Here is a 13,307-nt window from a genome sequence, read left to right on the forward strand (position 1 = left end):
CCCGAACTACTGCGTGAGGTTCTGGATGCCCGTCGTGTCCAGCTGCGCGATCGAGTAGGCCGAGAACGTCCGGTACGGGCTGCGACCCTCGAAGTAGGGCGTGACCTGGCCGGCGAACTCGGCCGCGGTGAACACGCCGTCGGCGGCCTCGAACTTCTTCTCCACCGTGGCCGGCGCGAGCAGTGCGACCATGCCGCCGTACACGACGAACACCTGGCCGTTGATCCCGTCGGCGGCGGGTGCGGCGAGGAACCGGACGAACTCGGCGACGCGTTCGGGGGCGAGCGCGTCGAGGGCGGTGTCCTCGTTAGGGTCGGCGCCGAAGACGTGGCCGGTCATCGCGGTGCGGGCGCGCGGGCAGATCGCGTTCGCGCGCACGCCGTAGCGCGACAGGCCCTGAGCGGTCGAGAGCGTGAGGGCGGTGATGCCGGCCTTCGCGGCCGAGTAGTTCGGTTGCCCGGCCGAGCCGAACAGGAACGCCTCGGACGAGGTGTTCACGACGCGCCCGTACACCGGGCCGCCCGCGGCCTTGCTGGCCGAGCGCCAGTGCACCGCCGCCGCGCGCGACAGCGCCGCGTGGCCCTTCAGGTGCACCCGGATCACGTCGTCCCACTGCGATTCGGTGAGGTTGAACAGCATGGTGTCGCGCAGCACGCCGGCGTTGTTGACGACGATGTCCAGGCTGCCGAAGGTCTCGACCGCCGCCGTGACCAGCGCGTCGCCCATCGACCACTCGCCGACGTCGCCGGTCACCGCGATCGCCTTGCCGCCCGCGTCCTCGATCTCGCCGACCACGTCGTCGGCCGCGGAGCCGACGTCGTTGACGACGACACGCGCTCCGGCGGCCGCCAGGGCGAGCGCCTCGGCGCGGCCGAGTCCGCCGCCGGCGCCGGTGACGACCGCGGTCCGGCCGTCCAGATCGATCGACTCGCTCATCGGCTTCCTCTCGGCAACGACGCAGGCTAGTACGTATTCTAGTTCGTCGGCCGACTGGATGTGCTGTCAGCAGTCCTGATCAGCGGGACCGCTTCGTTGGGCTGCGGGCGGCCCGACGCGCTAAGCTGGACTCCACGTGACTGAAATACATTTCACTTCGAAGGGACGGCCATGGGCGCTCCGGTGATCGTCAACGCGGTACGCACTCCGATCGGAAAGCGCCGTGGCGCCCTCGCGGGGCTGCATCCGGCGGCCGTTCTCGGCACCGTGCAGCGGGCGGTGATCGAGCGGGTCGGCCTGCCCGCCGAGCAGGTGGGCCAGCTCATCGGCGGGTGCGTGACGCAGGCCGGCGAGCAGTCCAACAACGTCACCCGCGGCGCCTGGCTGTACAGCAAGCAGCCGTACCAGGTGGCCGCGACGACGGTCGACTCCGCCTGTGGTTCCTCGCAGCAGGCGGTTCACCTGATCGCCGGGCTGATCGCGTCCGGCCAGATCAGCACCGGCATCGGCTGCGGCGTGGAGATGATGAGCCGGGTCTTCCTCGGCCAGGCGCTCACGCCCGACTCGGGCTCGCCGAAGCCTGACGATTGGGACATCGACACGCAGGACCAGTTCACCTCCGCCGAGCGGATCGCGCGCAACCGCGGGGTGACCCGCGCCGACGTCGACGCGTTCGGGTTGCGCTCGCAGCAGCGCGCCGCGCAGGCCTGGGTCGAGAACCGGTTCGAGCGCGAGATCGTGCCGGTGCAGGCGGGCGACGCGCTGCTCACCCGTGACGAAGGCTTGCGCGAGACGACTGCCGAGGGTCTGGCCGCGCTCAAGCCGGTGCTGCCCGACGGCATTCACACCGCCGGCAACTCCTCGCAGATCAGCGACGGCGCGGCTGCCGTGCTGCTCATGGACGAGGACTACGCGCGCGCGAACGGCTTCACCCCCCGCGCCCGCATCGTCTCGTGCGGCATGGTCGGCACCGACCCGTACTACCACCTGGACGGGCCGATCGACTCGACGCGGCACGTGCTCGAGCGCGCCGGCATGAAGCTCGGCGACATCGACCTGGTCGAGATCAACGAGGCGTTCGCCTCCGTGGTGCTCTCGTGGGTTCGGGCGCTCGGGGCCGATCTGGACCGCGTGAACGTCAACGGCGGCGCGATCGCGCTCGGCCACCCGGTCGGCTCGACCGGCTCGCGCCTGATCACCACCGCACTGCACGAGCTCGAGCGCAGCGACCGCTCGACGGCGCTGATCACGATGTGCGCCGGGGGTTCGCTGTCCACCGCCACGATCATCGAGCGGATCTGAGCCGGTGAGCATCGGGCTGAGCGAGGAGCACCGCGCGCTGCGCGACGCGGTGCGCGGCTGGGCCTCGCGCCACGTCCCGCCGTCCGCCGTCCGCGCCGCGGTCGAGGCCAAGGACGAGATCCTTCCGCCGTTCTGGCCGTCGCTCGCCGACCAGGGGCTCCTCGCGCTGCACCTGCCGGAGGAGCACGGCGGTGCGGGGCAGAGCCTGCTGGACGCCGCGGTCGCGCTGGAGGAGCTGGGCCGCGCGCTGGTGCCCGGACCGGTGTTGCCCACGCTGCTCGCGTCCGCGGTGCTGCACGACTGCGGGCACGCCACCCACCTGAGGGCGCTCGCGGACGGCTCGGCAACCGGCGCGTTCGCGCTGCAGCCCGGCGGGCTCACGCTTCGCGACGGGGTACTGGACGGGATCTCCGGCCCGGTGTCCGGTGCCGCGGTCGCCGACGTGCTCGTGCTCGCGGCACGCGACGGTGCTGCTGCCACCGACGGCGCCGCGCTGCGCTGGGTCGTGCTCGCCCGCGATCAGGTCGAGGTCGAGCAGACCGGCAGCTACGACCTGACCTGCCGGCCGGCCACGGTGCGCGCAACCGGCGTCCGAGCCGAGGTGTTGCCGCTGGACGAGGCGCGGGCCACGACGCTGGCCGCCGTGCTGTTCGCCGCCGAGGCGTCCGGGCTCGCCGACTGGTGCGTGACGACTGCCTGCGGGTACGCACGCGTACGCGAGCAGTTCGGCCGCCCGATCGGGCAGTTCCAGGGCGTCAAGCACCGCTGCGCGCGCATGCTGGCCCGCGCCGAGCAGGCCCGTGCCGCCGCCTGGGACGCCGCGCGCGCAGCCGCAGCACCCGGCGCGGAGGCCGAGCTCGCCGCAGCCGTGGCCGGCCTGCTCGCGCCGGACGCCGCGTTCAGCAACGCCAAGGACTGCGTGCAGGTGCTCGGCGGCATCGGCTTCACCTGGGAGCACGACGCCGGGCTGTACCTGCGCCGCGCGCACAGCCTGCGCCTGCTGCTCGGCTCGTCCGCGAGCTGGCAGCAGCGGGTCGCGAAGCCGGCGATCGCGGGGGTGCGCCGCAACCTCGGCGTCGAACTTCCCGGGCACGCCGAACGGATCCGTGCCGAGGTCCGGGCCGAGCTCCAGGCCGCCGCGGCGCTGGACGGTGCCGAGCGGGACACCTACCTGGCCGAGCACGGCTATACCGCGCCGCACCTGCCCGCGCCGTGGGGCAAGGGTGCCGACGCGCTCACCCAACTGGTGATCGCCGAGGAACTGCGCGCCGCCTCGCTGCGTCCGGTGGACATGGTCATCGGCGGCTGGGTGGTGCCGACCCTGATCGCGCACGGCAGCGCCGGGCAGCAGAAACGCTTCCTGCCCGCGTCCTTGCGCGGTGACATCGTGTGGTGCCAGCTGTTCAGCGAGCCCGGAGCCGGGTCGGATCTGGCCGCGCTCAGCACCCGCGCCGTCAAGGTCGAGGGGGGCTGGCGGCTGTCCGGGCAGAAGGTCTGGACGTCGATGGCGCGCGAGGCACACTGGGGCATCTGCCTGGCGCGAACCGACCCGGATGGTCCGAAGCACAAAGGGATTTCGTACTTCATCGTCGACATGCACAGCCCCGGTGTCGACGTGCGGCCGCTGCGTGAACTCACCGGCGAGGCCCTGTTCAACGAGGTGTTCCTCGACGACGTGTTCGTGCCCGACGACCTGCTGGTGGGCGAGCCCGGCGACGGCTGGAAGCTGGCGCGCACCACGCTGGCGAACGAGCGCGTGGCGCTGAGCTACGACTCCTCGATCGGCTCCGGGGGCGAGCGGCTGCTGGCCATCGCCGCGCAGCTCGGCGGGCTGGACGCCGAGCAGCTGTGCACGCTCGGCACGCTGCTCGCCGACGCCCAGGCCGGCGGCCTGCTCGCGCTGCGCACGACGCTGCGCTCGCTCGCCGGCGGCCAGCCGGGCGCGGAGTCGAGCATCGGCAAGCTGCTCGGCGCCGAACACACCCAGCTCGTCTGGCAGACCGCGATGGACTGGCTGGGTCCGGACGCGCTCACCCTGGACCTCGCCGACCGCACGAGCGCGGCGCACCGCTTTCTCAATGCCCGCTGCCTCACGATCGCCGGCGGCACGACCGAGGTGCAGCTGAACATCATCGCCGAGCGGCTGCTCGGGTTGCCGCGCGATCCCGAGCCGGTCTCCGGCGCGAAGGCCTGACCATGCCGATCGACGTTGCTGCCGCGCTGGGTGCCGAGCCGGCCGCCTGCGAGCTGTCCTGGACCGAGCCGGACGTCCTGCTCTATCACCTCTCGCTCGGCGCCGGCGCGTATCGAACCGATCCGGCCGAGCTGCGCTGGACCTACGAGCGGGACCTGCAGGTGCTGCCGACCTTCGCGCTCGTGGCGGGCGGCCGCGCAGCCACGATGCGCTCGGGGGCGCCGATGCGGCTGCCCGGGATCGACGTCGACCTGCGCAAGATCCTGCACGCAGGGCAGGCGATCACGCTGCACGCGCCGATCCCGGTGTGCGCGAGCGTGCGATCGACCTCGCGTGTCGCGCAGGTCTGGGACAAGGGCAAGGCCGCGGTGATCGTGCTGCAGAACGAGGTCGCCGATCTCGACGGCCGTCCGCTCTGGACGGCGACCTCGCAGATCTGGGCCCGTGGCGAAGGCGGCTTCAGTGGGGGTCCCCCCGCCGGTGAGGGCGTAGCCGGCGGGGGAGGGGATGCCGGCCCGGACACGTCCTGGGCCGCGCCCGAGCGACCCCCCGACCTGGTGCTCGACTCCCCGACGTCGACCCAGAGCGCGATGCTGTACCGGCTGAACGGCGACCTGAACCCGCTGCACGTCGATCCGCAGTTCGCTGCCGCCGCCGGGCTGGACCGTCCGATCCTGCACGGACTGGCGTCCTACGGCATCGCCTGCAAGGCCGTCGTCGACGAGGTACTCGGCGGCGACGCGAGCCTGGTGCGCGACTACGCGGCGCGCTTCGCCGGGGTGCTCGTGCCGGGGGAGAGCATCCGGACCCGCATCTGGCGCAACGGCGAGCGGCTGACGCTGCAGGCCTGCTGCCCCGAGCGGGACGGCGCCCCCGTACTCACCCACGCGACGATGACCGTAGGTGCGTCGTGACCGTGTCCCACGAGCGTCCGGTGCTGTCGGCCGAGGCGACCGCGACCGGGATCGACGCCGCCACGGCTGCCGTCCGACGGGTGCTGGAATCGCTGCTGCACGCAGGCTCGTCGGCCAGCGATCTGTCCGGGATCGCGTTGCGACTGAACGCGATCGCCGACGAACTGGCGCAACAGGCACCGACCGTCGACGACCGGATCGCGGACATGTGGAGCGGTGAGGGGGTGACCCGGCACGACCCGGTGACGGGTCCGGAGAACGCGATCGCCCCGCCGATGCCGATCACCGGCCTGCCGGACGGCTCGGTGGTCGGCACGGTCACCTTGCACCTGCCGTACCAGGGTCCGCCCGGCTACGTCCACGGTGGCGTGTCGGCGCTGCTGCTTGACCACACGCTCGGCGTCGCGAACTTCTGGGCCGGTGCGTCCGGGCGCACCGGTGAACTCACGCTGCGCTACCACCGGCCGACGCCGCTGTTCACCGAGCTCACCGTGCGGGGCAGGCAGACTTCCGTCGCAGGGCGCAAGATCCGCACCGAGGGCGAGATCAGCACGGCCGACGGCACCGTGTGCGTCTCTGCGAAGGGCCTGTTCGTCACGCCCCGCCCGGAGCACGTGCGTTTCGGCAGGGGTTGATCGGCAGGGCTCTGCTTCAATGCAGCGGTGGAGTTCGTCGAGTCCGACCGCGCCCTGTTGCTGCGCCAGTGGCGGCAGATCGCGCTGATCCCGGCTCCCGAGGGCGCCGAAGCCGAGCGCGCCGGGTTGATCGCATCGTTCGCGCGGGACGCGGGCGCCGAGGTGTCGCTGGACCGGGTGGGCAACGTCGTCGCGACGTTGACCGGAACCGGCTCGCGGGAGCTGACGTTCCTGGCGACGATGGACGACCTGGAGTCGGTCGCGCAGGCGCGGCGCTCCAGCGACCTGCTCGCGATCGACGGCAACCGGCTGGTCGGGCCGTGCACCCAGGTGACGGCATCGGATGCGACCGGGCTCGCGTTGCTGCGGTACGCGCAACTGCACCGTTCGTTCGGCGCCCTCACCGTCGCCTTCGTGCTCGGCGAGGAGACCGGGCTCACCGGTGTGCGCGCGCTGTGCGCCGACCGCGGCGATCGGCTGGGCTGGGTGGTCGACCTGATGGGCGGGGTCGGCACGATCAGCTGGAACGCTATCGGTTTCGACGGCATCGTCGTCGAGTTCAGCGCCGAGCCACGCCATTCGCTCTACGGCGGGGTGTCGGCGGTGACCGACGCGATCGCCCGGTTCGTGACGGCGCTGCACGCGGCGGTCCCTGCCTCGGTGCCGTCCGAGCCGGTGCCGGGCGTGCCACCGTCCGGGCCGCTGACGATCCGGCGGGTGAACCAACTCGCAGCGGGTGAGGTGTTCAACCACTCGCCGCAGCGCGGCACGGTCGGGGTGGACCTGCGCAGCACCGCACCGGACGTGCTGTCCTCGCTCGGCGCGCAGACCCGGGCGCTCGCGGCCACTGTCGCCGCGTCATGCGGCGTGTCGGTGATCTGCCACGACGGCGTGCAGCAGCCGGCCGCGTTGCTGCCCGGCGGCGCCGACCATCCGCTGGTGCTCGCGGCGGCGGACGCGGTGCGCTCGGTCGGGGTGGAGCCGATCCTGCGGCCATGGAGCAGCTCGAACATCAACGTGGCCTACCAGCACGGCCTGGACGGGATCGTGCACGACGACCCCACGCGCGGCGGCGGGCGCGGCACCGAGCAGGAGTGGGCGGACATCTCGCGAGTCCTGCTCGGACTGGCCGCCGACTGCCGACTGCTCCAAGCCGTGAGCGGGTAGCCGGCGTCAGTCGATGCAGCCGGCGTCGGCCTTCGGGGCGGGCGTTGCCGTACGCGAGGCCGTCCCCGGTGCCGCAGAGGTCGAGCTGTGCGGGGCGGTCGCCGTTCCCGGGGCGCTCGGTGCCGACCCGGCGAGGATCCGCGCGATGCGTGACTTGACCTTGGCCGGGTCGACCAGCTCGACGCTCTGCGACAGCCCACCGATGTTGACGGTGGACGTGCCCTGGGTCGGGATCGTGTAACCGACGATGTTGCCCGCGCTCAGGTTGGTCATCTGCTCGGCGAGGTCGGCCAGGCTGAAGCCGTTGTCGTCGACGTAGAACGAGCCGGTCACTGCCTTGATCAGGTTGCTCAGCTTGACCGGGTTGAGCAGCACACCCGCCGAGGCGATCTTGTTGAACGCGGCGGCCAGGAAGTAGCGCTGGCGCTTCTCCCGGGCGATGTCGCCACCGGTGAGGTTGTGCCGTTGCCGGACGAACTGCATCGCCTGAACGGGCGTCAGGTTGTGCTTGCCGGCGGACATCTTGAAGTTGGAGCCGACCCCGCCCTGGCCGGTTGCCTCGTTGTGCGCGATGGTGTCGTCGGTCGAGTGGCACAGGTTGACCGGGATGGCACCGATCGCCTTGGTGATCGTGTAGAAACCGCCGAAGCCGACCTGGATGTAGTGGTTGATCTTCAGCCCGGTCAGCTTGCCGACGGTGCTCACCAGTTCGTTGGCACCCGCGGCCTGCTTCTGCTTGTCACTGCCGCTGCTGTCGACGTACGCGTCGGCGTAGGCAGCGTTGATCTTGTTCTTCAGGTAGCCGCCCGGGATGTCGACGTACGAGTCGCGCGGGATCGAGATCATCGTCGCCTTGGAGCCGTCGGCGGGCACATGGATGATCATGATCGTGTCGGTGCTCAGCGAGTTGTCGTTGCCGACCGACAGCAGCCGGCGCTCGGCGGCACTGAGCCCGTCACGAGAGTCGAGTCCGACGACCAGGATGTTCTGCTCGGTGCCCTTGAACTTCGATCCGGGTTTGGCGGGCGTGCCGGCCCCGGCGAGGTTCGACAGGTGCAGCCGCTGCAGGCCGTTGTCCAGGGAGCGGTACTCGTACCAGCCGTAGCCGAAGCCGAGCAGCAGCGTGACCGACATCAGTGCGGCCACCAGCTTGCCGAGTTGCACCGCCCGGGCGCGGGTGGCGGCGCCGCCTCGCGGGACCGGCTGGGCACGGTGACTGTGCCGGCTGCGCGGCACGTGCCGGGTGCTCTCGCCCCATTCCGCGCCGCCGGTCACGAGCTGAGGTTAGTTTCGGTTGCCGAGGAAACCATGAGCGGCTGCAGCCAGTTCTCAGTGACGGGCGGTCGCGGTCGCGCACGATCACCGCTGCATAAGCGCGGCGACCTGGGGTCGCGGATCCGGTCGGCAACCGGCTTGTCCCACTGCTGATCCGCCGGGACCCCGTGTTCGGGAGTGCTGCGGATGACGCGAGGCCGCCAGGCGTACGCCGATCAGGGCGACGTCAGATGTGCAAACCGGCGCGGACCACCTTGCCGGTCGCGTTGCGCGGCAGCGCATCGGTGCTGATCCGCCACCGCGTGGGCACCTTGTAGTACGCCAACCGCTCGGCAGCGAAAGCCGCGAGTTCCGCCTGGGTGACCGACGCGCCAGGGGCAAGCACGACGAGCGCGCACACCTCCTGCCCGAGATCCGGGTGCTCGGCACCGATCACCGCGCACTCGTCGACCGCCGGATGCTCGTCCAGCACCTGCTCGACCTCGATCGGGTAGACGTTCTCGCCGCCGCGAAGGATCAGATCGCTGCGCCGGGTGGTCAGGTACAGCAGCCCGGCGCGCACGCAGCCGATGTCGCCGGTGCGCATCCAGCGGTCGGCGTCGAACATCGCCGCCGTCGCTTCCGGATCGTTCCAGTAGCCCAGCATGTTGTACGGGCTGCGCAGCCAGATCTCGCCCTCGTCACCGTCCGGCAGCACCGCGCCGGACGCCGAGCGGATCTGCACCGCGACCGTCGTGATCGGGTAGCCGACCGTGCCCGGATTCGCCGCCAGCACCGGGGGAATGGCGACCGTTGCGCCGGTGCACGACTCGGTCAGCCCGTAACTGTCGACCAGACCCTCGCGCGCGACCGGGATGAGGTCGCGCAGCCGCGACTGCAGCGCCACCGACGACGGCGCGGACGCCAGCCCGAACGCGCGCAGTGCCGAGAGGTCGTAGCCGGAGACGTCGCCTAGTTCGGCGAGCCGGTGCGCCATCGTGGGCACCACCGTCCAGTTCGTCACCCGTTCGCGCGCCACCAGTTCCAGAACGGCGTGCGGCTCGAACGCGCCCTGGGTCATCACTACCGTCTCGCCGGTCGCCAGCCGTGGCACCGCGAGGTTGTGCAGGCTGGCGATGTGGAACAGCGGCATGCTCAGCAGCCACCGACCGGACACCTGCGGCACGCCCGGTCGGAACGCGGCGGCCATCGCGTTCATCAGCCGGTGATAGCCGACGGTCGCGACGAGGTTGCGGTGCGAGTGGACCGCGCCCTTGGGCCGCCCGGTGGTCCCGCTGGTGTAGACGATCGCGGCCGGGTCGTCCTCGTCGACCTCGACCGACGGCAGCGGGGCGCCGGGGTGCGCCACCATCGCCGCCGGCAGGTCGTGCTCGACCGTCAGCACCGGGACGTCGACGCCGGGCGGCAGCCGGGCAGCCCGCTTGGCGTCGACGACCAGCACTGTCGGTGTGCTGTGCCCGAGCGCGTACCGGATCTCGGTCGGCGTCCACCACGCGTTGCAGCCGACGGTGATCGCACCGAGCGAGGCGGCGGCCCAGAATGCGACGATCCACTCCGGCGAGTTCGCGGCGAGGATCGCGACCCGGTCGCCCTTGCCCACGTGGTGCACGGTGGCGAGCTCACGCGCCAGCGAGGCGACTGCAGCTGCGTGCTCGGCGTAGCTGATCCCGCGGTCCGCGGTGACCAGGTAGTCACGGTCGCCGTGCTCGCCCGCGGCCACCAGCAGTTCACCGAGGGAGCGCTCGCGATGCGTGAACACCGGCATCGACACGCCCAACACGTCCTGCTCGGCGATCTCGAACTCCCCGCCGGGGCCGCACAGGCGGCCGATGACCTCGGCCATCAGGGCGCCCGGGTCCGTTGCTGCGGTCACCGCGCCAGCCTGGCACGCGCGATCGCGCCCGGCGCGCGCACGCTCCCGGTCAGCGGGACGTACCGGGTTCCCGCGCGCCCGGGCTGGCTAGCTTGGGCGGGACGGGCGGTGTGCCGCCGTGGGCGCAAGAAGGGACCTCGCGTGGACACTGCTGCACCCCCTGACCCGCTCGCCCCGGCCACGCTCGGGCCGGTCCGGCTGCGCAACCGGGTGTTGAAGGCCGCGACGTTCGAAGGGATGACGCCGAACTCGCTCGTCACGGACCGGTTGATCGACTTCCACCGCCGGGTCGCGGCCGGGGGAGTCGGCATGACCACGCTCGCCTACTGCGCGGTCTCGGCGGACGGGCGCTCGGCACCGGCGCAGCTCTACTGGCGGGACGAGGCGCTCGACGGCCTGCGCCGGCTGACCGACGCGGTGCACGCCGAGGGCGCCGCGGTGTCGGCGCAGCTCGGCCACGCCGGACCGGTCGCACCGGCCAAGGCGCTGGGCACGCCGGCGCTGGCCGCGAGCCGCCACCTGCACGCCACCAGCATGTCGATGACGCGCGCCGCCACCGCCGCGGACATCGCCCGCATCGTGCGCCGGCATGCCGACGCCGCGACCTACGCCATCGAGTGCGGCTTCGACGCGGTCGAGCTGCACTTCGGCCACAACTACTTCGTCAGCTCGTTCCTGAGCCCGAACCTGAACAAGCGCAAGGACGAGTTCGGCGGGTCGTTGGCGAACCGGGCCAAGCTCGCCCGCGAGACCGCCCGGGCGGTGCGCGACGCGGTGGGCGATCGCATCGCGGTGCTGGCCAAGCTGAACATGGACGACGGTGTCCCCGGCGGATTCTGGCTGGACGAGGCGGCGCAGGTGGCGCAGTGGCTCGAGTCCGACGGCACCGTGGACGCGCTCGAGCTCACCGCCGGCAGTTCGCTGCGCAACCCGATGTATCTGTTCAAGGGCGACGTTCCGCTCACCGAGTTCGCCGCCGTCATGCCGCAACCGGTCAAGCTCGGCGTGCAGCTGTTCGGCAAGCGCCTGCTGAAGGCGTACCCGTACCGCGACGCGTTCCTCCTGGAGCAGGCCAGGCAGATCCGCGCCGCAGTCGACCTGCCGTTGGTACTGCTCGGCGGGATCACCGACAAGGCAACGATGGACCTGGCCATGGCCGAGGGGTTCCAGTTCGTGGCGATGGCGCGTGCCCTGCTGCGCGAGCCGGATCTGATCAACCGGATCGCCAAGGACGAGACCGCCAAGTCCCTGTGCATCCACTGCAACAAGTGCATGCCGACGATCTACCGGGGCACCCACTGCGTGCTGGTGCCCAGCAGCGAACGATGAACAGCAGCGACACCGTCGCGGGCCTGCTGCTGGCCCGCGTGGGTGACCAGCGCCCCGGGCTGCGCACCCGCGAGCGCACCTGGACCTGGGACGAGGTGGTCCGGGAGAGTGCGGCGCGGGCCGCCGTCCTGACCGAGAGGCGGGATCCGGGCCGCCCGTTCCACGTCGGCATCCTGCTGGAGAACGTTCCTGATTTCCTGTTCTGGCTGGGCGGTGCGGCTCTCGCCGGCGCAGCCGTGGTGGGCATCAATCCGACGCGTCGCGGCGCCGAACTGGAGCGGGAGGTACGCCATGTCGACTGCCAGTTCATCGTCACGGATCGCCCCGGACGTGACCTGCTGCACGGGCTGGACGTCGGGGTGCCCGCCGATGCGTTCGTGCTCGTCGACGACGCCGGCTATCCGCAACTGATCCGGGCGCACGCGTGCGAGCCCACCAAGGCCGACGCCGTCGAGGCGTCCACGCTGTTCCTGCTGTTGCTCACCTCCGGGACCACCGGGGCCTCGAAGGCGGCCCGCTGCACGCAGGGCCGGCTGGCCCGGCTGGCGTTCGCGAACTGCGCGAAGTACGACATCGACAGCGCCGACGTGTGCTACTGCTGCATGCCGCTGTTCCACGGCAACGCGCTGATGGGGCTGTGGGCACCGGCGCTGTCGCAGGGGGCCACGATCTGCCTGGTGCGTGCGTTCACGGCATCCGGCTTCCTGCCCGATGCCCGCTTCTACGGCGCGACCTACTTCACCTATGTCGGCAAGGCGATCTCGTACATCCTGGCCACGCCGGAGCGGGACGACGACGCCGCCAACGAGCTCGATCACGGTTTCGGTACCGAGGCCTCGCCGGAGGACCAGGCCGAGTTCGCCAGGCGTTTCGGCGCGCGGCTCGTCGAGGCGTACGGGTCGAGCGAGAGTACCGGGCACGTCCGCCGGGTTCCGGACGCGCCCTCTGGCGCCCTCGGCCGGCCGGCGAACGACGACGTCGCGGTGCTGGATCCGGCGACCTTGCGCCGCTGCGCGCCGGCCCGGCTGGACGAGCACGGCCGGCTGCTGAACCCGGACGAGGCGATCGGCGAGATCGCCGACCGCGGCGCCGCTGCCCGCTTCGAGGGCTACTACAACAACGAGGCGGCGAACCGGGAACGGGTGCGCGACGGCTGGTACTGGAGCGGTGACCTCGGCTACCTGGACGAGGCGGGGTTCTTGTACTTCGCCGGGCGCAGGGGCGACTGGGTGCGGGTCGACGGGGAGAACTTCTCGACGCTCGTGGTCACCCGGATCCTGCGGCGGCACAAGCAGGTCCTCGCCGCCGCAGCCTTCGCCATCGCCGACCCGCGCTCGGGGGACCAGTTGATGGTCGCCCTCGAGGTGGCCGATCCGGGGGCATTCGACGCGGCGGCGTTCGCGGCCTTTCTCGCCGCGCAGCCGGACCTGGGCACCAAGGCGACGCCACGCTTCGTCCGCGTGTCTGCCGCGCTGCCGACCACCGGCTCGAACAAGCTGATGAGCAAGCAGATGCAGAACGAGGCATGGCTGTGCGCCGATCCGGTGTACGCCTCGCGTGGACGCGGCGAGGTGGACTACCGGCTGATGAGCAACGAGGACAAGCGCGCGCTGGAGGCGGAGTTCTTCGCCAGCGGCCGGCAACGGCTGCTGCCCGCGGCCGCGGTGCGGGTCTAGGGGCCG

General features: G+C 71.7%; 10 protein-coding genes. 7 read left to right on the forward strand and 3 right to left on the reverse strand.

Translation table 11 applies throughout. From position 1 onward, the window contains the following. Positions 1-6: 6 nt before the first annotated feature. Entirely contained in the window at positions 7-936 is a 930-nt protein-coding gene (locus M6B22_RS17705) for a 3-oxoacyl-ACP reductase (RefSeq protein ID WP_269442898.1), read from the reverse strand. Between the two features lie 171 nt (positions 937-1,107). Between M6B22_RS17705 and M6B22_RS17710 the strand changes: the two genes are divergently transcribed. Genes M6B22_RS17710 through M6B22_RS17730 form a run of 5 tightly spaced genes read left to right on the forward strand, consistent with a single transcriptional unit; the run spans position 1,108 to position 7,148 of the window. After that, positions 1,108-2,238, forward strand: a complete 1,131-nt coding sequence (locus M6B22_RS17710; RefSeq protein ID WP_269442899.1) for a steroid 3-ketoacyl-CoA thiolase — start codon at positions 1,108-1,110, stop codon at positions 2,236-2,238. A gap of 4 nt (positions 2,239-2,242) precedes the next feature. Beyond that, positions 2,243-4,432, forward strand: coding sequence for an acyl-CoA dehydrogenase (locus M6B22_RS17715; protein WP_269442900.1), 2,190 nt, complete (start codon positions 2,243-2,245; stop codon positions 4,430-4,432). A gap of 2 nt (positions 4,433-4,434) precedes the next feature. Continuing rightward, positions 4,435-5,346, forward strand: coding sequence for a MaoC/PaaZ C-terminal domain-containing protein (locus tag M6B22_RS17720; RefSeq protein WP_269442901.1), 912 nt, complete (start codon positions 4,435-4,437; stop codon positions 5,344-5,346). Positions 5,347-5,348: 2 nt separating this feature from the next. After that, the gene (locus M6B22_RS17725; protein WP_407935735.1) at positions 5,349-5,981 is read left to right on the forward strand and encodes a PaaI family thioesterase; all 633 of its coding nucleotides are present in this window, start codon (positions 5,349-5,351) and stop codon (positions 5,979-5,981) included. Between the two features lie 27 nt (positions 5,982-6,008). Continuing rightward, positions 6,009-7,148 (forward strand): zinc-binding metallopeptidase family protein, encoded by a 1,140-nt coding sequence (locus tag M6B22_RS17730; protein WP_269442903.1) that lies wholly within the window; start codon positions 6,009-6,011, stop codon positions 7,146-7,148. 6 nt (positions 7,149-7,154) lie between these two features. Here the strand turns inward: M6B22_RS17730 and M6B22_RS17735 are convergent, their stop codons facing one another. Together M6B22_RS17735 and M6B22_RS17740 are read right to left on the reverse strand one after the other, a co-directional pair. Next, on the reverse strand, positions 7,155-8,423 hold the full coding sequence (locus tag M6B22_RS17735; protein ID WP_269442904.1) for an LCP family protein: 1,269 nt from the start codon (positions 8,421-8,423) through the stop codon (positions 7,155-7,157). Between the two features lie 226 nt (positions 8,424-8,649). Beyond that, entirely contained in the window at positions 8,650-10,296 is a 1,647-nt protein-coding gene (locus tag M6B22_RS17740; protein WP_269442905.1) for a class I adenylate-forming enzyme family protein, read from the reverse strand. A 141-nt stretch (positions 10,297-10,437) separates the two neighbouring features. On the opposite strand from M6B22_RS17740, the gene M6B22_RS17745 reads away from it, so the two are divergent. After that, positions 10,438-11,625 carry an NADH:flavin oxidoreductase gene (locus M6B22_RS17745; protein WP_269442906.1) on the forward strand — a complete coding sequence of 396 codons (1,188 nt, stop codon included), beginning with the start codon at positions 10,438-10,440 and terminating at the stop codon, positions 11,623-11,625. Continuing rightward, a complete protein-coding gene (locus M6B22_RS17750) occupies positions 11,622-13,301 on the forward strand; it encodes an AMP-binding protein (RefSeq protein ID WP_269442907.1) in 1,680 nt (559 codons plus the stop codon). Before M6B22_RS17745 ends, M6B22_RS17750 begins: the two co-directional genes overlap by 4 nt. Positions 13,302-13,307: the final 6 nt, after the last annotated feature.

Origin of the sequence: Jatrophihabitans cynanchi (assembly GCF_027247405.1) — a bacterium.
GTDB classification, from domain to species: Bacteria; Actinomycetota; Actinomycetes; order Mycobacteriales; family Jatrophihabitantaceae; genus Jatrophihabitans_B; species Jatrophihabitans_B cynanchi.